This is a genomic window from Hathewaya proteolytica DSM 3090, assembly GCF_900142225.1.
GTDB lineage: Bacteria > Bacillota > Clostridia > Clostridiales > Clostridiaceae > Hathewaya > Hathewaya proteolytica.
In genome coordinates this window covers 30,406-50,454 of record NZ_FRAD01000013.1, presented here as the reverse complement: position 1 = coordinate 50,454, position 20,049 = coordinate 30,406, and the positions used below count along the sequence as shown (strand labels likewise).

Annotated in this window: 16 protein-coding genes; 12 read left to right on the top strand and 4 right to left on the bottom strand. The window is 33.2% G+C overall.

Annotated elements, in window-relative coordinates; translation table 11 throughout:
- The first annotated feature begins 148 nt into the window (after nucleotides 1–148).
- From rfbD to BUA73_RS08405, 8 genes are all read left to right on the top strand, one after another.
- Nucleotides 149–1,027, top strand: coding sequence for a dTDP-4-dehydrorhamnose reductase (gene rfbD / locus BUA73_RS08440; protein WP_072903692.1), 879 nt, complete (start codon nucleotides 149–151; stop codon nucleotides 1,025–1,027).
- A 62-nt stretch (nucleotides 1,028–1,089) separates the two neighbouring features.
- Nucleotides 1,090–2,748 carry a phospho-sugar mutase gene (locus BUA73_RS08435; protein ID WP_072903691.1) on the top strand — a complete coding sequence of 553 codons (1,659 nt, stop codon included), beginning with the start codon at nucleotides 1,090–1,092 and terminating at the stop codon, nucleotides 2,746–2,748.
- A 50-nt stretch (nucleotides 2,749–2,798) separates the two neighbouring features.
- On the top strand, nucleotides 2,799–3,878 hold the full coding sequence (locus BUA73_RS08430; protein WP_072903690.1) for an acyltransferase family protein: 1,080 nt from the start codon (nucleotides 2,799–2,801) through the stop codon (nucleotides 3,876–3,878).
- 31 nt (nucleotides 3,879–3,909) lie between these two features.
- Nucleotides 3,910–5,046: a mannose-1-phosphate guanylyltransferase gene (locus tag BUA73_RS08425; protein ID WP_242942353.1), complete on the top strand. Its 1,137-nt coding sequence runs from the start codon at nucleotides 3,910–3,912 to the stop codon at nucleotides 5,044–5,046.
- Entirely contained in the window at nucleotides 5,046–6,497 is a 1,452-nt protein-coding gene (locus BUA73_RS08420; RefSeq protein ID WP_072903689.1) for an MBOAT family O-acyltransferase, read from the top strand. The genes BUA73_RS08425 and BUA73_RS08420 overlap by 1 nt, the downstream gene beginning before the upstream one ends.
- Before the next feature lie 69 nt (nucleotides 6,498–6,566).
- Entirely contained in the window at nucleotides 6,567–8,318 is a 1,752-nt protein-coding gene (locus BUA73_RS08415; protein ID WP_072903688.1) for an alginate O-acetyltransferase AlgX-related protein, read from the top strand.
- Nucleotides 8,318–9,667: a nucleotide sugar dehydrogenase gene (locus BUA73_RS08410; protein WP_072903687.1), complete on the top strand. Its 1,350-nt coding sequence runs from the start codon at nucleotides 8,318–8,320 to the stop codon at nucleotides 9,665–9,667. The genes BUA73_RS08415 and BUA73_RS08410 overlap by 1 nt, the downstream gene beginning before the upstream one ends.
- Before the next feature lie 494 nt (nucleotides 9,668–10,161).
- On the top strand, nucleotides 10,162–11,256 hold the full coding sequence (locus BUA73_RS08405; protein ID WP_072903686.1) for an IS1595 family transposase: 1,095 nt from the start codon (nucleotides 10,162–10,164) through the stop codon (nucleotides 11,254–11,256).
- Between the two features lie 463 nt (nucleotides 11,257–11,719).
- Here BUA73_RS08405 and BUA73_RS08400 read toward each other — a convergent pair whose 3' ends face one another.
- From BUA73_RS08400 to BUA73_RS08390, 3 genes are read right to left on the bottom strand one after another with little or no spacing between them, the layout of a single operon-like run.
- On the bottom strand, nucleotides 11,720–12,718 hold the full coding sequence (locus BUA73_RS08400; protein WP_072903685.1) for a CPBP family intramembrane glutamic endopeptidase: 999 nt from the start codon (nucleotides 12,716–12,718) through the stop codon (nucleotides 11,720–11,722).
- A 45-nt stretch (nucleotides 12,719–12,763) separates the two neighbouring features.
- Nucleotides 12,764–13,594 (bottom strand): MBL fold metallo-hydrolase, encoded by an 831-nt coding sequence (locus tag BUA73_RS08395; protein ID WP_072903684.1) that lies wholly within the window; start codon nucleotides 13,592–13,594, stop codon nucleotides 12,764–12,766.
- 28 nt (nucleotides 13,595–13,622) lie between these two features.
- Complete coding sequence (locus BUA73_RS08390; RefSeq protein ID WP_072903683.1) at nucleotides 13,623–14,402, bottom strand: putative ABC transporter permease; 780 nt, start codon at nucleotides 14,400–14,402, stop codon at nucleotides 13,623–13,625.
- 196 nt (nucleotides 14,403–14,598) lie between these two features.
- Between BUA73_RS08390 and BUA73_RS08385 the strand changes: the two genes are divergently transcribed.
- From BUA73_RS08385 to BUA73_RS08370, 4 genes are all read left to right on the top strand, one after another.
- Nucleotides 14,599–14,865, top strand: coding sequence for a hypothetical protein (locus tag BUA73_RS08385; RefSeq protein ID WP_072903682.1), 267 nt, complete (start codon nucleotides 14,599–14,601; stop codon nucleotides 14,863–14,865).
- A gap of 161 nt (nucleotides 14,866–15,026) precedes the next feature.
- On the top strand, nucleotides 15,027–16,451 hold the full coding sequence (locus BUA73_RS08380) for a basic amino acid/polyamine antiporter (protein WP_072903681.1): 1,425 nt from the start codon (nucleotides 15,027–15,029) through the stop codon (nucleotides 16,449–16,451).
- A gap of 354 nt (nucleotides 16,452–16,805) precedes the next feature.
- Nucleotides 16,806–18,353 (top strand): L-glutamate gamma-semialdehyde dehydrogenase, encoded by a 1,548-nt coding sequence (gene pruA, locus BUA73_RS08375; RefSeq protein ID WP_072903680.1) that lies wholly within the window; start codon nucleotides 16,806–16,808, stop codon nucleotides 18,351–18,353.
- A 216-nt stretch (nucleotides 18,354–18,569) separates the two neighbouring features.
- Nucleotides 18,570–19,484: a YitT family protein gene (locus BUA73_RS08370; RefSeq protein ID WP_084672165.1), complete on the top strand. Its 915-nt coding sequence runs from the start codon at nucleotides 18,570–18,572 to the stop codon at nucleotides 19,482–19,484.
- 159 nt (nucleotides 19,485–19,643) lie between these two features.
- On the opposite strand, the gene BUA73_RS08365 is transcribed toward BUA73_RS08370, so the two are convergent.
- Nucleotides 19,644–19,886 (bottom strand): hypothetical protein, encoded by a 243-nt coding sequence (locus tag BUA73_RS08365; protein WP_072903679.1) that lies wholly within the window; start codon nucleotides 19,884–19,886, stop codon nucleotides 19,644–19,646.
- Nucleotides 19,887–20,049 lie beyond the last annotated feature (163 nt).

The following is a 20,049-nucleotide window of genomic DNA, read 5'->3' as shown; positions in this document are numbered from 1 at the left end:
CAGCATAAAAATGCAAAATGGTGTGTTATTTTAGGGAACTTTGTCTTTACAGAGTTCCCTTGTTTTTTTATAGGAAATTTCGACATAGAAAATCATATGCAAATATAGTATAATAATGAAGTAATTATGAGTCAGAAAGGAAAAGTTTATGAAGATAATTATTACTGGAGCTAACGGTCAGTTGGCATCTGAAATTAAGAGAATTTATGATGATAAAAGAAGTGCTCTTGGTGCAATAAACAAGGATTTTTTGATCAGCGAGCTTATTTTTCTTGATAAGGACCAACTTGATATTTCAAATGAAAAAAATGTGGAAGAATGTCTTTTCAGTATTAGACCTAATGTGGTTATTAATTGTGCTGCCTATACAAATGTGGACGGTTGCGAGACTAATCAGGAATTAGCCTTTAAAGTGAATTCTCTTGGTCCTAAAAATCTTGCAAGAATGTGCGAGATTTTAGGTGCGAAGCTAATCCATATTTCTTCAGATTATGTATACAATGGGCAGGGAAATGAGCCATTTAGGGAATACGATTTAGAATCACCAGTAAGCATTTATGGAAAAACTAAGTTGTTGGGAGATAAATACGTACAACAATTTTCTTCAAAGTACTTTATTGTTAGAACATCATGGGTATATGGCACAAAGGGAAAAAATTTCGTTTATACAATAATTAACAAGGCAAAGGAAACTGGCAAGCTAAAGGTAGTAAATGACCAATTTGGAAGTCCAACCAATGCTGAGGATTTGGCATATCACATTGCAAAACTCATAAGCAGTGAGGAGTACGGTGTTTACCATTGCACAGGAAATAATATATGCACTTGGTATGATTTTGCATGTGCAATAATAAAGTACACTAATATTCCTTGTGATATTTCTCCTTGTGCTACGGGAGAGTTTAAAACTGTGGCAAAGAGACCGGCTTATTCATATCTAGATAATATGATGATGAGAAATACTGTGGGTGATGACATGAGGAATTGGGAAGATGCTCTTTGCGAATTTTTAGATAGAATAAAGTAATTCCTGATTAATTGTAATTTAATTTTTTTTACTGTTATTATTATATTTGAAAGGGTGCTAGTATGGGTTATAAAGAAAATTATAATGAATGGTTACAATCAGATGTAATTGATGAAAACACAAAAAATATACTTAGAGATATAAAGGATGAAAAAGAAATAGAGGATAGATTTTACAAGACATTGGAGTTTGGAACTGGAGGGCTTAGAGGAGTAATCGGTCAGGGTACTAACAGGATGAATCAATATACCGTGGGAAAAGCCACAGAGGGTTTATCTTCATATCTGAAAAAAAATTACTGTGAGCCTAGTGTTGTAATTGCATACGATTCTAGAAATATGTCTAAAGAGTTTGCAAGGCATACGGCCAATGTATTCACTTCTAATGGAATTAAAACCTATTTGTTTAGCGAGTTAACTCCAACACCTATATTATCCTATGCTGTGAGATTTCTTTCTTGCTCTTGTGGAGTTGTTATTACGGCATCTCACAACCCAAAGGAATACAATGGCTACAAGGTATATGGCAGTGATGGTGGTCAGGTGACCGACGTGGCTGCCAAGGAAATTATTCAGTGTGTTAACGAGGCTAGCATCAGAAATATTACACCAGATGACAAATTATTGACCTTGGTGTATGAAGAAGTTTATGCAGCCTATATGGACAATGTAAAGTCTTTATGCATAAGAAAAAATATGGTGCAAAATTATGCCAAGGATCTAAGTATAATATATACGCCAATTCATGGATCAGGAAATAAGCCTGTCAGAAGGGTTTTAAAGGAACTTGGCTACGAGAATGTCAGTGTGGTTAGGGAACAGGAGTTGCCTGACGGGGATTTCCCAACGGTAAGTGTGCCAAACCCGGAGTATAGTGAGGTTTTCCATTTGGCAATAAAAATGGCTGAAAAAGAAAATCCAGACATTATCATAGGTACGGATCCAGATTGCGATAGAATGGGCGTTATGGTCAGGGATGAAAAAGGTGAGTTTAAGGTCCTTTCAGGAAATCAAGTGGGGGTTTTATTGAGCCACTATATAATGATGTCCCTAAAGGAACAGGGTAAACTTAAGAAAAATGCAGCTATAATTAAAACCATAGTGTCTACGGAAATGGTTAAGGCTGTGGCAGCGGATTTTCATGTGGATGTGCTAGAAGTGTTAACTGGCTTTAAGTATATTGGTGAGATGATTGGAAAATTTGAAAAAGACAATTCAAAAGAATTTTTATTTGGGTTTGAGGAAAGCTATGGATACCTTAGTGGAAACTTCGTAAGGGATAAGGATGCAGTGATTGCTAGTTCGCTTGTTTGCGAAATGGCTCTTTATTATAAGGGCATTGGCGAGAATTTGTACAATGCTTTAATGGAACTATATGAAAAATACGGTTATTACAAAGAGCAGCTTGTATCAAAGGAACTAAAAGGCATAAAAGGTATGAATAAAATAAACGAGATTATGGAAAACATAAGACGTGATAATATGGATTTTAAAGGTTTGAATTTAAAAGATAAAATAGACTATAAGGAAGGAAAAAATAATCTTCCAAAGTCCAATGTGGTTAAGTTCATATTCAATGACGGTAGCTATTTTGTCATAAGGCCATCAGGAACGGAGCCAAAAATTAAATTGTATTTTGGTGTTAGAGGAAATAGTGTGACACAGGCTGAATACAACTTAGCGGCACTACAGGAATCTGTGCTTACAAACCTTGGAATATAATCTTTAAAAACAGATAAAAAGTAGGATAAAAAAAGTAAGGAGAAAAGAAATTGACGGATAAATTCACTATTAAAAATAACAGCAGATATGATTGGGTGGATGTTTTAAAGGCCTTGGGGATAATCGCTATTTACTATGGACACTCTATCCACCCTGAGAGTAGGTTGCATCTCTTCTTTTTTACTTATCATGTACCACTTTTTTTCTTTGCGTCAGGCTTTTTTGCTGTAAAAGAAAATAATTGTGTCGATAAACAAGGTAATATGCGGCGCTTTGTTAAAAAGAAGTTTGCGCAAATTATGGTGCCGTACTTTTTCTTTTCTATTATATTTTTGTTGGTTTATGTCATTGGAAAGCGACCTAGTGTGTATAATATTATGATCATGATAAAGCAGGTGTTTTTTGGCATAAGAAACCAGCTACCTGCTGATTCTCTATGGTTTTTACCATGCATCTTTGTCATGAGTATTATATATGAAATGCTATATAGAACATTTAAGACAAAGGGAAGAGTGCTGTTTTATTCTTTTGTATTATTTTCAATGACGCAGGTATTTTTCCCTTTTAATCCACTAAAATCGCCTCGTTGGATCTTAAATTTCGACAGTGCATTGTACTATCTAATATATTATTCTATTGGAGCCTATGCATTTCAGTACATAAAAGATATGAAGTATAAGGATATGGACAAGAAAGAAAAAATATATTTTTTCATCATTACAGGGATGTCCTTAATAATAACTTCTATTGTATATTACAAAGATCCTGATAAAATGTTAGATGATATGTTTCTTGGAAGATTTTCAAGAGGGATGTTTGTTCTAATAATTGCCTTGATTATGATATACCTAAATGTTATACTAAGCCATATTTTAAAATCTGTTAAGTTTCTACGTGTCATAGGGTCTAGTACACTTATTTTGTGTGGAACAGAACAGCTTTTAAAGGTATTTTTAACTTTGGTTTTTATAAAAATAAATATTAATGTAACTTCAAATACATATGTAATGGGTGCTTTTTTTAATTTTGCCTGCTTTACTGTGTCGTATTTTGTCGTGATACCAATTATGAGTAAAGTAATGGGGGAAATAAGTAGCAAAATAAATAGAAAAATGGTGAATAAAATATAGAGAAATAAGGCTTTAATGAGGAGGGGTAAATTTGTCTAACATAAAAGAAAAGCTGTGTGCTGTTGTGATGGCAGGCGGAAAAGGAACTAGATTTTGGCCACTTTCAACAGATAAAAAACCTAAGCAATTTTTAAATCTGCTTGGAAATGATACTATGTTGCAGATGACGGTTAAAAGGCTATTGGGTCTTATTTCAATGGATAATATATATGTAGTTACAGGAGAGCAATATGCTGAGTACGTATATAGTCAGCTACCGGATTTACAAAGAGAAAATGTTATTATAGAGCCGGTGGGAAGAAATACAGCGCCTTGCATTGGGCTTGCTGCATTTTATATAAATGAAAGGGTGAAGGATGCAACTCTTGTGGTACTACCTGCAGATCATCTTATAGAAAATAAAGAACTATTCCTTGAAAATATAAAAAGAGGTGCGGAATTTGTAGAAGACAACAAGGAGTCCATAATAACTTTGGGCATAACTCCAACACGGCCGGAAACAGCTTATGGATACATAAAGTACAATAGGGAAGATTTCTGCGAATACGGCTTAGAGGAAGTTGCTATAAGTTGTGGAGCCAATGTATGTATAAATAAAGGGGCTAATAAAAATTTTATATATAAAGTAGACAAATTTGTTGAAAAACCTAAGATAGATTGTGCTAAAAAATATATAGAACAAGGAAATTATTTGTGGAATGCTGGCATATTCATATGGAAGGCCAACAATGCTATAAACCTTATAAATCAATATTTGCCATCTACATATGAACTTTTGGCGGATACATTTAAGGATGAGGCTAATGAAATGGAAAACCAATGCTATGAAGATAGGTTGGTAAATAATTACGAGAAAATGGAATGTATATCTATTGACTTTGCCGTTATGGAAAAGGCAGAGAATATGTACGTTATACCTGCTTGCTTTAAATGGGATGATGTTGGAAGCTGGAAGGCATTAGAGCGTTACAGAAACAAGGACGATAATATGAATACTCTAGTTGGAAACGTGAAAAAGATGAAGGGAAATAATAACATTGTCATTACAGGTAAAAAACCTGTCATCATATGTGGTTTGGATGATATAATTTTCGTGGAAAATGATGAAGGGATTTTTGTTGGAAGTAAAAAGAGTATAGAAAGTGCACAAAAGGAGCGGAAAATATAATGGTATTTACATCTCCAATATTTATGTTTACCTTTCTTCCAGTGGTTTTAATAATGTATTTTTTGCTGGATAGGAGATTTAAGAATTCACTATTGCTAGTGGCTAGCTTATTGTTTTATGCTTGGGGGGAACCAAAGCACATAGTTGTTATGCTTTTGTCCATAGGCATAAATTATTACTTTGGAATGAGGATACATGAATGTAATCATTTAAAAAAAAGAAAATCACTACTTGTATGGGCTATCGTATTAAATTTGCTCATGCTAGTATTTTTTAAATACTTTAATTTTATCATTTATAACCTGGGAAATATGTTGAATTTTGCAGGAATAAATGGCGGCATTGTTTGGAAATTTTGCAGTGCCATTGAAAAATCACCAATTCATCTGCCTATTGGTATTTCCTTTTTTACATTCCAGGGCTTATCTTATGTGGTGGATGTATATAGAGATGACGCTAAGGTTCAAAAGAGCATTTACAATTTAGCTTTATACATATCTCTATTTCCACAGCTAATTGCTGGCCCTATAGTAAGATACCACGACGTGGCAGAGGAAATTGATAAAAGAGAAATCACCATAGACAAAATAGCCTATGGAATAAAGCGTTTCATCATGGGTTTTGGTAAAAAAATTCTCATAGCAAATGAAATGGGCTTTGTAGCGGATAAAATATTTGCAGTACCTTATGCAGAACTGTCAACTTCACTGGCATGGCTTGGTGCTTTATGCTATGCCTTCCAGATTTACTTTGATTTTTCAGGTTACTCAGATATGGCTATAGGTCTTGGAAAGGTCTTTGGATTTAACTTTCTTGAGAACTTCAATTTTCCCTACATATCAAGATCAATCAGCGAATTTTGGAAAAGGTGGCACATATCCCTAACTAATTGGTTTAGAGATTATGTATACATTCCTTTAGGAGGCAATAGAAAAGGCATTAAAAGAACCTACATAAATATGTTCATCGTGTTTTTTCTATCGGGATTGTGGCATGGAGCCAGTTGGAATTTTATATTATGGGGAATATACTACGGAATATTCTTGATAATAGAAAGGGCAGGGTTCAAATCCAAAGTACTAGATAAAATTTGGAGTCCTTTAGCACACCTGTACTCCCTTATAGTAATTTTAGTTGGTTGGGTTTTGTTTAGGGCAGAAAATATAACAACTGCTTTTAATTACATTAAGAGAATGTTTCTATTTAAACCATCTGGGTCAATGTATTACGTAGATTTGTTTACTGATCACAGATTTTTCTTGGTGTTTTTTGTGGCTCTAATAATATGTACTCCAATTGTAAAGTGCATAGGCAAAAAACTTACTACTAAAATCAAAGACAACCTTTTCTTTGAAATTATCATTCATGGTTCATTATTCGTAATTCTGTTTTTATCTCTAATGACCATGGCAGCCACTACCTACAACCCATTTATATATTTTAGGTTCTAGGTTCTGAAATATTTGTTTGTATTTTTATGTTTCATGTGTTTCAAAGAAATAAATTAAGAGGAAAATAAAATGGATAATATATTGAAAAATAAATATTTTAAGTTTATCATGTATATTGCGCTAACCATTGTATATTTTGCAATAACCGTATTTTTATATCTTTCCCTGGTAGACAAAAACATCAAAGTTAACATGGATGTTGGGTATGATGGCGATACGTATTTTGTTGCCTTTTTTACCAATAAAGCCCAACCCATATACAATGATGATATGTGTGCTAGGACTAATATACTTGAAGGTATGGAATCTAGGCATATTCATTTTGACCTTAACACACAAGATGTTAAAAGGATAAAGATACTTTTTGGTCACAAGGAGAGACGTATAAAACTTAAGTCTGTAGAGGTGAAGGGTCCCTTCAAAAATGTAACTATGGCTCCACAAAAAATTAAGGACATATTTTATGAAGTTTCTGATGATATTGAAAGTGTAAAAGTAAAAGATAATTACTTAGAAATTATATGTAGTGGCAAAACTCCGTACATTTCTGCGGAAAAAATGGGGCAGGTAATGGATGATGCACCTTATAATTTAAGCATTATTTTGTCTTTAGCCTTTGTTGCTGTGGTGCTTTCTTTTGGAACATATCTTATTCAAGGTTACTTTAATAAAAAGAAAGTATTGTGTAGAAATGTGGTATTTATATCTCTATTTATGCTTACATTATGTTCATCTAATCTTGTGCTTATAGCTGGAATAAAAAACATAAAAAGTACAGAGAATAGAGGCTCTTCAACAGCTGTAGATCCTTCTATAAGGGGCATGGAGAGGATAATAAGAACGGCCGAATCAAACTACAATGATTATTTTGGTTTGAGAAACAATTTGATTTCAGCCAGTTCTAAACTCGAAAATGATGTATTCCACGATGCCGCTACTGATAAAGTTATATTAGGAAAAGAAGGATGGCTATTCTATAAAAAAGATGATGTAAAAGATTTAAGTGAAGATTATCGTGGAATTCTAAAGTTCACCCAAGATGAATTGGAGATTATAAGAAAAAATTTAGAGGAAAAGAAAGCATGGTTACAAAAGCAGAACATCCCCTTTGTGCTAATGATTGCTCCGAACAAAGAGACTATTTATGGTGAATATTATAGCGATAAATACAAAAAAATTAAGGATGAAACTAGGATTGATCAAGTTGTAAATTACTTGAAAGAAAACTCAGAAATAGATATAGTAGACACAAGAAAAATACTATTAGAAAAAAAGAACAGTGAAAGGCTTTATCAAAAAACAGATACTCACTGGAACGAACTGGGTGCATATTACGGATATACGGAATTAATGGATCACCTATGGAAATATTCAAATGATGATAATCTTAAAGCTGCTTTATTAGAGGAATTTAATTTGATAAAGGAATATAAAAAACCAGGCGGCGGAGATTTGGCCAACATGTTAGGTGTTCCCAAGTCTTATGGTGAGGAACATATTTTTTTAAAACCTAAAGAAGAGAGAGAAGCTAAGCCTGTGCAAAATGAACATTATGACCTTTTAAGAGGCGATATTTTGACTCAACCTGATAAATCAAAACCAAGACTTTTGATGTTTAGAGATTCCTTTGCGGTAAATTTGGCCCCATTTATATCAGAGCATTTTAGCGAGGCAGTTTATGAGTGGTCCTATAATTTTAATGGTATTCTTGTAAATCAGATTAAACCAGATTTTGTTGTTCAAGAAGTGGTAGAATATAAATTGGAAAGCTTATTAATAGAAAATCAAACATTCGTAAGACAAATGGAGGTCGAAGAATAATGAACGGATTTGATAAGTTAAAGGAATTAAAGGAAAGTGTTGAGGAACAGTACAAGAACGTCTGTGTCTTTGGGCAAGGTTTTGTTGGGCTTCCATTGAGCTTGAGTTTTGCTCTTAGGGGATGCAATGTGACAGGCATTGACGTAGACCACAATCTTGTAATGGAAACTAACTGTGGCAATACTCATCATACAGAAAAGTTTTTTGGTATTGGAATAAAGGAAATCTTAAATTACTGTATTGAAGAAAAAAGCTATATAGCTACTACGGATGCAGATGAAGCTGTAAAACAGTGTAACAATATAATAGTAACTGTTGGCATTCCAGTGAATGACGGTGTCCATAACATGGCATATCTTGAAAGTGCCACTAGAACAATAGGTCGAAATTTGAAAAAAGGTGATCTTGTTATCATTAGAAGTACTGTTATACCAGGTACTACGGAGGAATTTATTTTACCTATTCTCGAGAAAGAGTCATCTATGGTGGCAGGTAAAGATTTTTATCTGGCGTATGCTTCAGAGCGAATAGCTGAGGGAGTTGCTTTTGATGAATTTGCCAACATGAATACTATAGTTGGTGGAGTAAATGAGAAGAGCCTTGAAAAGGCAATGAAAGTTCTTTCTATAGTTTGCAAAGCTGATGTAATACCAGCTACCAATATAAAAGCTGTGGAAACCAGTAAAGTTTTTGAAAATGTGCAGCGAGATGTAAATATCGCTATGTGTCAGGAGTTTGCTAGATTCACTGAAGAACTTGGTATAGATATACATGAAGTGGTTTCCCTTGCCAATACTCACAAGAGAGTGAAGCTTTTAACACCAGGTCCGGGAGTTGGAGGTTATTGCATACCAAACGCATATAATTACATAGCGCCGAAGGCTGACGAAATGGGTATTTCCATGGAAATATTGCAACTTTGCAGGGAGAAAAATGCCAATTTGCCTCGCTTTATAGTGGATAAAACAGAGGAAATGTTGAATAAAATAAATAAAACCCTAGGTGGCTCTAAGGTAGCCGTTTTAGGCCTTGCCATGAAAGACTACTCCAATGATGATCGAATAAGTCCTCCAATTGATATATGCAACTTGTTATTAGAGAGAGGGGCCGATGTTAAAGCATTTGATTCTATAGTTCCAACGGAATACGATTACAAAGTTTCCAATCAAGTTGAAGCTCTTCATGAATCAGATGCATTGTTAATTCTCACTAAACAACATAACATGATTCTTGATGATGTAAAACTGTTTAAAAAGCATATGCAGGAAAGTTCTGTCATTATTGATACTAAAGGTGTTGTGAATAAAGAAGAGGCAGAGAACTTGGGCTTTTTAGTTTGGAAAATATAATGTATAACTTCAGCTATGTTGCGGTTTTGTAATCAGTACTTAAACTGCTAATAGTTGGAGTTTTTTTTAACTTAGCATAAAATTGAGTTAGAATGCTACTATTTAAATCGGCCTCTATATAAGATAAATTAAAAAAATCAGTTTAAAAGCTGTGTTTGACTTTTCAGTGGTAAAATAAAGGACTAGCAGTTAGAAAATTTTGTTGAAAAATGTCTAATTTTCATGTTAGAAATTGTTTGTTTTTGTAATATGGATTTTCAGATACAGGATTATTAGCTTCAAATTAATTTATCTGATGGCTAGTCGTTGTCACACCCTCTTATAGGAGAGCGATGACATGAGACACGCCCCTAGATAACGACTCCTAAACTTCACGTGGGGTTAAAACTCCAAGTTAAGATTAGAAGTCTATTTATTTTAAAAAAGTGATTAGAATAATAAAAAAGTGGATATAATTGTAAATACCAAATACAATTTCTAAAGGAGACGTAACTATGTTCTTTTGTGACATTCGTTTACCATCAAATATATCCCCTAAAAGTAAGAAATCAAAAAAGAGAAAGAAGCTTTTGATCAAACATATTATTGAAATAATAGAAAGTAATAATAAGAGAAATAATGATATTATATTTGAGCAGTCAATAGTATGTCCATATTGCAAAGGCAATAATTACATTAAAAATGGTAAAAATGATGATAGACAAAGATATTTTTGCAAAACTTGTGGTAGATCATTTATGGAAGCTACAAATTCAGTGATTTACCATACACACAAGAGTGTTGATTTATGGAAAGAGTATGTAAAATGTCTTGTAAATCAGTATTCTCTTCGCAGATGTGCATCGGTGCTGAAGATTAATTTAAAAACAGCTTTTTTTTGGAGACACAAGATTTTAGATGCATTGCAAGAACAATTGGAAGTAGATGAAATGTCAGGCAAAATTGAAATGAACACTATACATATGAAATGCAATTTTAAAGGAAATCATAGCAGGAGCTCTTTTACAATGCCACGAAAAAGTTCCAGAAGGGGTCCTGTATCTATAGAAGAATATTTCTCACAGGACCACGTATGTATTATGGGGGCAATGAATCACACCGGTGATGTTATTATGAAGCCGGTATGTATAAATGATCCTGGGGTAGAGGACATGTTAGATGCTTTTAAGTACTCTATAAAACAGGGAAGCACGCTTATCACCGATACAAGGTATAATTACAAGAAATTTGCCGAGATATGCAATGTTGAACACGTTATTTTAAAGCGATTTTCTGCTTATAATGCTGAATATAATTTGAGAAAAATTACTGGATTTCTTAAAAAATATGAGTACTTCCTGAAACCATACAGGGGTGTGGCGACTAAGTATACTAGTGGATATATATCTTTATACAAATATATAGAGAAGAAACTGTACATAAAAAGAGAATATGAAAGCAATGATAACGGCAGGTTTAGATTTGTGAATAAATATAAAACAACACCGCTGTTCAAGTGCAGCAGTCATTCATACTTTAATAAAAGACTGAAGAATAGGCCTGTTATCTTTAAAGGCACGGCAGTGCTAGATGTTCTAGCTATGGGGTGAAGCATTTAGGTTAAGCATTTCGATGATATGGTATTGCGGGGTTAGAATGCATATAACAATATGTCTATTATATAATCACACCCTATGTAGATAGTAATGAAATTTATATGTATTAATATTTATGGCTTCGCCTTTTATATAAATAATAAAAGAATACACAGTAGGTAGATGTGCGTTATTATTTTGTAAAATAGGTGCAGGTCGATGATGATGTATTAAAAATGTTTTTAATTTTGCGTAAACCTAGCGGTTTAAGAAGCCCTGGAAGTGTTAAATTAAAAACAGTTAGTAGACATGTATATTTACCACTGACAAATACAACACAGCTTTTAAAAGGTAATAAATTAAAAAACATAATATGAAGAGCGGGGGAATTATAGGTAAAAAAACAGCTGCCAAAAGGATATCTAGCAGCTTAGGTAAGAAAAAATTATTTATTTGTTTAGCAAGTATAAAAGTGAACTTACATTAATAAATCAATAATATAATATTTGAATACGAAACCTATATACAAACCTATAGAAATTGCTAGTGGAAGGTATGCTATTTTCATAGCTTTTTTTGGTGGCATTTCAACGAATTCGTCTGCAGTTGTATCTTCAACTAGTTCTATTACATGGAATCTTAAGGTTTTCTTTTCATCATATCTATTTATAAATCTTAGCTTCTTTAAAATCATATATAATAGTATGGAAGATATCATTGCTATTATAAATAAGAAAGCTAATTTTGAAAAGCTCATGGCATTGCTTGCAGCTTTAGTTACTTCTTCGGAAAACAAGTCTGGATTAGACATTGCAATTATAGCCATAGTACACGAAAATCCATTGAAAAGGAAATGAATTAACATACTGCAAAATATGGAACCTGTATATTCAACCACATATGTAAACACAACTCCTAAAACAAAGGCATAAAGAAACTGACACGGATTCATGTGGAAAATACCAAATAGTAAACCGTTTATTAAAGCTATAGTAGTTAATGTTCTAGTTTTATATCCATCAGCTATTATTCCTCTAAAAACAAGTTCCTCGCCTATGGCTGGTACAATAGCAATTGTGAAAAATAGCATAGCAACTGATCCATTTGAGGAAAGGGTAGAAACAAAATCGCCTACATTGTTGGGAATAAAATAAGTGGAAATAGTATTTAAAAACATAGCTATAGGTTCTAAACATAAAAATGCAAGAAAAGAAAAAGCAAGATTGTTAAATCCTGTTTTTTTCAATTTTAACGATTCCTTTATGGAATAATTTGATTTATTTTTATGGATAAGTATATAAATTATAGCTGGCAGCCACAAGAATATAAAAGTACCAACTAATTGAATTGGATAAATCATTGAATATATGTCATTTGTTTTTACAAGTTTCAATATTATCGGCAAAGCCTTCTGAAATAAAATGAAACTGATAGTTAGAGATAAAAATAATAAATTACTTTTAAAAATTCTTTTCAAATAAATCCCCCCAAAACTAAACTTTTAATTGATTATACTGCATATTTATTCTATTTTATACGTTTGACCTATAGACAATATTTTTATTTTCTCATCTTTGATAGATTTTAAAGTATTTAGGGTATCATTGTCATTGTCTTGAGCTAAAATAAAAGTTCTAAAATGAATTGGTATCATAACCTTACTATTCATCTGTTTAAACATACTGTAGGATTGGATTGGTGAGCAATGCATATCTTCATACTCAACGGGTTTATAGCAACCTACGGGCATTAATGCTACATCTGATTTTATGTTATCAAAATTATGGGTATAGGCAGTGTCGCCAGCAAAGAATACTGATTTTTCCGTGCCTTTTATTAAATATGAATTGGAAATGCTGTATTTTCCAAATCCATAGCGCTTTCCATCGTGGTTTGCTTCATAAGTTTTAAATACTAACCCATCGTCAGTGTGGTACTCATCACCAGGTAACATAGGTTGTATGTTTCTAAAACCCCAACTCATTAGCAGTTTTTCAAATTGTTTAGGGCATATAACTTTTGTGTTTTTATCTAGTTTCTTCATTGTGCCTTTATCCAGATGATCCATGTGCCCATGGGAAATTAAAATGTAATCTATTTTTAGTGTCCTAAGATCAACTGATGGAAGCACTAATCTTTTCATCTGGGCTAAATGCAGACTTGTTACAGGATCTGTTACTATAATTTTGTTGTCCAGATTTATTATGGCTGTCGCATGACCAACCCAGTGAATGGAGTTATTGGTTATGTTATCGGAATTGGGTAGAAGTCTTCGTTTGGGGTAGACTTTGAAATTTCTTCTGTGGAGATGGTACATATATCCCCAAATTTTAATAAATCTTGGTGAGTTCATGAAAATTACCTCTTTTTTATATTATATTCTACTTAAACATATCTTTTAGCTTATTTACAAAGCTTTTGAATTTGTGCACTGTTAGATCTGGAAATACTTTTATAAACCTATCATAATTCTTTTGTAAAGCTTCGAAGGTTTTATTGGAGTTTTTTGTGAATTCCTCTAACATTTCTTGCTCAATCTTATTTTTATGGCTTAACTTCATATTTGGAAATTTAACATTTGGCAACTTAAGCTTTTGCTTTAGTTGTATGAAGTTTTCCTTTATTTTATCCATAGATTTATTGAAGTTGCTGACAGAAATGAGTGTGCATATGGTGTCTATAATTATTAAGATTAGTATTATTAATAAGATAATAATTCCTGGTGTTGTAAGAACGTATTTAAGCAATCTGCTAATTAGTGGGTTTACAAATTTAATTAATAATACAGCTACAGCTCCCCATAGGAGGGAAAAGCCTAAACATATCCTGCCTTTTATGTTGAATTTATCTTCACTATAGTCCCACCAAGTTGTGTGAAACATTTTTTCAAGTAGAGCACCTGTTATGTATTCTACAATGCTGGTTATGAAAAAACTTGCAATATATAAGATTATTATATTGTGCTGGAATGGCTTTAATGAGTATATAAGGACAATTGCTGCAAATCCATACATTGAGCAGTAAGGTCCATAAAGAAATCCTCTATTAACAAATTTTCGCTGGTTCTTATAAGCGTAACAAACCTCCATTATCCAACCAATATGTGCGTAGATCACAAAATAAAATAATAGAGTAAAAAAAAGTTCTAAGCTTGCATTCATCTAATGTCCTCCTTATGAAAGTATAAACAACAAATATAGTATACCACGTTAATTAACAAAAATGAACATTTTAGCATTAACTTCATATATTAAATTATAGGCCACCTTACATTTATGGTGTCTTATATAAATTATTGTTTTACTTTATGTTAAATTTTCGATAAAAAATCTAATTAATTTGCGTGGAGGATGAAAAATGGGCTGTTCAGGAGAAAGAATGAAATGCGTTTGCGACAAACTTAGGGTGGGAGACTGCGTAACTGTTGTTTTTCAAAATTGCAGTACGGTCAGCGGCAGGATAGTATACGAAAATAGAGAAAAAAGAACCCTGGTACTTCAAAATAAATGCGGCAAGTGCATATATATTAATGTAGATAAAATATTATATATTTGCAGGGATTGTAAAATACGACCATGTTGTTGCCATGGAAGAGATGAGTTTCGCCAGGATTTTGAACTGTAAACTATAGAAAGTTAGCTTTATATTTTAATTTTGTTGAGCTTAAAGAGAATAGCTGTATTCTCTTTAAGCTCTTTTTGGATATAATTTAAATATTTTACATGAAATCTGCACATAATAATGATGTTATATTAAAACTCATTTAATGAGAGGAGAAAAAGAACATGGAAAATAATCAAAAGGATAACAAGCTCGGTCTTATGATGCTTGTGTTGCTTGGAATTGGTTCTATGATAGGTGGTGGAATTTTTAATAGTCCTACGGACTTTATAGTAGGTGCCAATCCACAATCAGTTTTTATTGCGTGGGTAATAGGAGGTATAGGTGTAATCTTCCTAGCGCTTGTATTTAGTATGCTCGCTTCAAAAAAACCAGAACTTACAGGCGGTATATATACATATGCCAAAGATGGATTTGGTGATTTCGCGGGATTTAACTCTGCATGGGGCTACTGGATGAGTGCATGGCTTGGAAATGTTGCTTTCATAATATTGCTCTTCAAGACTATTTCGGATATGGCAGGTGGCATGAGTAAATTTATGAGCTTTGGCTTAGCATCGGTATTTTTATGGATTGTATATTTTATACAGAATAATGGGGTTAAAAGCGCAGGTCTAATTAATTCTGTTGCTACGGTGGCAAAACTCATTCCAATGGTTCTTGCTGTAGTACTTGGAATTATTGTATTCAATGGGAATACATTTTTTGTAGCAAATTGGCAGACCACCTTGGCGTCCACAGGTGAATCTACTAATGTAATGAAACAAGTTGCAAACTCTATGGGCACTATATTGTGGTGTTTCACGGGTGTTGAAGCGGCTGTGGTACTTTCGGACAGGGCAAAATCACAAAAGATAGTAAGTAAGGCTATTGTTGTTAGCTTGGTTGCAACGTTGGTGATATACATGTTGGTATCATTGATAGCCATGGGAGTTGTCCCAGCAAAACAATTGGGCCAATCAGCTACACCTTTTGCGGCATTGCTTTCTTCAACTTTACTTGGGAAAGCAGGTGCTATTATAGCCCAGCTAGGTCTTATAATATCATTAGTAGGAGCATTTATAAGTTGGGTTATGCTTGCAGCGGAGACGCCATATGTTCTTGCAAAGGATGGTTCAATGCCTAAGGTATTGGCTAAGACTAATAAAAACGGATGCCCAGTTACATCTTTATTTTTGACAACATTGTGCACACAAGTATTCTTGTTGTCAATGTTATCTGAATCGTTTCAAAAGGCATATGGTGTTGTGTACACCATAGCAACTACATCGATTTTAATACCTTATTTACTTTCGTCATTTTATGGATTTAAAGTAGCAATGAAAAATGAGGAAGGTAAGTTCACTGCTTTTGATAAGTTCACTGGATTTATGTCTTCACTGTATACAATTTATGTTGTATATGCAGTGGGATTTGTCAGCCTAGGGCTCACAATTATACTTTATGCGGTGGGAAGTTTAGTTTACATATGGGCTAGAAAAGAACATGGTAAGGATGTTAGTGGTGGAGATGTTACACTAATGATCGTATTTGCCATAATATCCGTGGTTATGATAGGATTACTGATTGCTGGAAAAATAGCTATATAATTATGCAAACACCCAATTATAAAACTTGGGTGTTTCTTATATTTGAAATAAAATATTTTCAGGTGAATTAAAAAACATGGTATTTAGTTAAATGTAATTAAAAATATGTAAAAAATATGTGAGTTAGATTTTAAAAATAATGCCTTATAAAATACAGTATAATAATAATTTTTATTTATGATAAATATTTATATTGATAATTATTTATAAATGTAATATACTATAATTAAGTTCAATGCTACTTAAACTATATTTTACTAATACTTAAATACAATATATTGGAAAATGAGTTTATGGTATGGGATGCATGGTAAGTAAATAAAATTATATATATGTGAATGGGGGAAATAAATAATGTTAATGCCTTACAAAAATGAACCAGTAGAAAACTACAGTAATCCAGCTGACAGAGCTAAAATGGAAGAAGCTTTAAAGTTAATCGACAGCAGAAAAGGTCAGCACTTTCCATTAGTTATCGATGGAGAAAAAATTGATACAGAGGGAAAAATCACTGTAATCAATCCTTCAAAATCATCAGAAGTTTTAGGCACAACTGCAAAAGCTAACAAAGATCTAGCTGAAAAGGCAATCCAGGCTGCTGCAAAAGCATTTGAAACTTGGAAGTACGTTCCAGCTGAAGAAAGAGCAAACTATCTTATAAACGCTGCTGCTATTCTTAAAAGAAGAAAACATGAGTTTGCAGCTCAGCTAGTTGAAGAAGCAGGAAAAATATGGGTAGAAGCTAATGCAGACGTTGCAGAAGCAATTGACTTCCTTGAGTACTATGCAAGACAGATGCTTAAAGTTGAACATGGAATGGATTTAATACCTCTTCCAGGAACAAAAAATACATGCAAGTATATTCCGATAGGTGCTGGACTTGTTATAGCTCCATGGAACTTCCCATTGGCAATATTAGTTGGTATGACTTCAGCTGCAATCGTTGCAGGTAACACTGTTGTTGTAAAACCAGCTAGTACAACTCCATTAGTTGCTGGTATGTTTATGGACGTTTTAGCAGAAATAGGTCTTCCTAAGGGTGTTGTAAACTTCTTACCAGGCCCAGGAGGAGAAGTTGGAGATTACTTAACTGATCATCCATTAACAAGATTTATAAACTTCACAGGATCAGCTGAAGTAGGTTTAAGAATAAATGAAAGAGCTGCTAAGTTAGCTCCAGGCCAGAAATGGATAAAACGTGTTATAGCTGAAATGGGTGGAAAAGACTTCATTCAGGTTGACAGCGAGGCGGATTTAGATTTAGCTGCAAGTGCAATTGTAACAGCTGCATTTGGTTTCCAGGGACAGAAATGTTCAGCTTGTTCAAGAGCTATAATTGATGAAAAAGTTTACGATGAATTAGTTGAAAAAATATTAGCTAAGACTAAAGAATTAAAGGTTGGCCCAGCTAGAGAATATGGCGTAGATGTTGCTTGCGTTATAGATGAAAATTCTTTAAATAAAGTTATGAAATATGTTGAAATTGGAAAAACTGAAGGTAAGTTATTAGCAGGTGGCGTTAGAGTAAGCGAAGACGGATACTTTGTAGCTCCAACAATCTTCGGTGATATCGATAGAAATGCTAGACTAGCTCAGGAAGAAGTATTTGGACCATTTGTAGCATTAATCAAATGCAAAGATTTCAAAGATGGTATAGAAGTTGCAAACGGAACTGTTTATGGATTAACAGGTGCGTTCATTTCTAAAAACAGAGAAAAGATCGAAATTGCTAAGAGAGAATTACACTGTGGTAACCTTTACATCAACAGAAAGTGTACAGGCGCATTAGTTGGTGCTGAACCATTTGGTGGATTTAATATGTCTGGTACAGATTCAAAAGCAGGTGGAGCTGACTACTTGTTATTGTTCTTACAGGCTAAGACAATTTCTGAATTACTATAGTATTTTAATTACAATATAACAATTTGTTTATTTGCACACCATTGTTTTATTAAAGGCAATGGTGTGTTTTTTGTGAAAAAATTTTAAATATGTTAATAATTTTGCCGTTGACTTTAATTATAAATATGTAATAATATAAATTGTGCTGTCTTAAAAAAGCTAAAATATAAAATTAATGTACATGCATTATTACTTAAAAAGGAGGATGCACGGCTTTTGTCATGTCTGAAAAATAGCCGATGTTCAATTGAAATGGGAGAGATTCAAATTAAACAAACCAACAAAAAAAAATCCGTATGGATTGACTACCTAATGATTATGATAGGGTGTACAATCACCTCCATAAGCATTAACAAGTTTTTGAGTCCTAATAACATGGTTATGGGTGGACTAGCTGGTATAGCTATTATAGTTCAAGCTTTTGCACCAGTTCCAATATGGCTTACCAATATTTTAGTAAATGGTCCTTTGCTCTTGATCAGTGTTAAACAGAGAGGATTCAGCTATGCAGCTAGGGTAATTTTTGCTGTGGCATATCTATCATTTGCATTATGGTATACTGATTTCATACCGCAATCCTTATTTGGAACTCCAGATTTATTTTTGTGTTCTACTATAGGCGCAGTGTTATTTGGTGGGGGCATAGGAGTTGTAATAAGAGCTTCTGCTAGCACAGGCGGTACGGACCTAATGGCAAATATTTTGCATTATAAATTTAAATCTATTTCAATATCTACATTTTTGCTAATAATAGATTCAGCTGTTATATTAGGCGGTGCGGCTACCTTTGGACTTAGAAAGGCCATGTATGCTCTTATTGCTGTGTACATATCTTCACACGTAATTTCTATGATATTGGATGGAATGCATTTTGCCAAAGAGGCGCTTATCATATCTGACAAAATAGATGATGTTGCCCAGGAGCTCAGCAAAAAGATAAAAAGAGGTGCTACTTCTATAAGAGGTATGGGTATGTATACAAAGACCGAGAGAAATATGATTTTAATGCTTGTTTCGAAAAAAGAGAGCTTTAAGTTGCAACAAATCGTAAAAAGTGTTGATCCGGAAGCATTTATAAGGATAACAGATGTGCGAGAAGTTATTGGTAGAGGATTTAAAGAAGAAATATAATAATGTACATAAACAGACTTCTTAGCTTCACGTGAGATTTTAACCCCACGTAAAGGTTAGAAGTCGTTATCTAGGGGCGTGCCCGATGTCATCAGATAAATTTAGACCAGGTTTTCATCTTAGCGTGATGGAACCTGGTCTTATATTTTTATACATATATTAATTTAGTGCATGTTCAGGGGGAATTACAAGCTCATCTTTTAGATAAGGGGCTGAGAATATAAATACTTTTTCTTCACCACAATTGGGACATCTACATATGCATAAATGATGTGGTAATCCTAAGATGGTTTCCACGTATAGACCTTCAATTTCAAGTTGGCTTCCGCAAATCATGCACGGGGTATTGTGGATTATATAATTTTCACTATCTAAATATGTTATTACGTCTTTTAAAATCATTATCTTCTCCTAATATTATCTTTATAACATCATATATACTATCACTATTAATAAATAAACACAAGGGAAATCAAAATATCTTAAATTTGTTAAGGATATATAGTGCATTATTTTAGCATATATATAACTTGGTAGAATATATTTTAACAAGGAGATGGGTAAG

Bases quoted from the DNA above. Each gene is read 5' to 3' on its own strand.
- rfbD (WP_072903692.1), top strand. From the start codon at position 149: ATGAAGATAATTATTACTGGAGCTAACGGTCAGTTGGCATCTGAAATT.
- BUA73_RS08435 (WP_072903691.1), top strand. From the start codon at position 1,090: ATGGGTTATAAAGAAAATTATAATGAATGGTTACAATCAGATGTAATT.
- BUA73_RS08420 (WP_072903689.1), top strand. From the start codon at position 5,046: ATGGTATTTACATCTCCAATATTTATGTTTACCTTTCTTCCAGTGGTT.
- BUA73_RS08415 (WP_072903688.1), top strand. From the start codon at position 6,567: ATGGATAATATATTGAAAAATAAATATTTTAAGTTTATCATGTATATT.
- BUA73_RS08410 (WP_072903687.1), top strand. From the start codon at position 8,318: ATGAACGGATTTGATAAGTTAAAGGAATTAAAGGAAAGTGTTGAGGAA.
- BUA73_RS08405 (WP_072903686.1), top strand. From the start codon at position 10,162: ATGTTCTTTTGTGACATTCGTTTACCATCAAATATATCCCCTAAAAGT.
- BUA73_RS08395 (WP_072903684.1), bottom strand. From the start codon at position 13,594: ATGAACTCACCAAGATTTATTAAAATTTGGGGATATATGTACCATCTC.
- BUA73_RS08390 (WP_072903683.1), bottom strand. From the start codon at position 14,402: ATGAATGCAAGCTTAGAACTTTTTTTTACTCTATTATTTTATTTTGTG.
- BUA73_RS08385 (WP_072903682.1), top strand. From the start codon at position 14,599: ATGGGCTGTTCAGGAGAAAGAATGAAATGCGTTTGCGACAAACTTAGG.
- BUA73_RS08380 (WP_072903681.1), top strand. From the start codon at position 15,027: ATGGAAAATAATCAAAAGGATAACAAGCTCGGTCTTATGATGCTTGTG.
- pruA (WP_072903680.1), top strand. From the start codon at position 16,806: ATGTTAATGCCTTACAAAAATGAACCAGTAGAAAACTACAGTAATCCA.
- BUA73_RS08365 (WP_072903679.1), bottom strand. From the start codon at position 19,886: ATGATTTTAAAAGACGTAATAACATATTTAGATAGTGAAAATTATATA.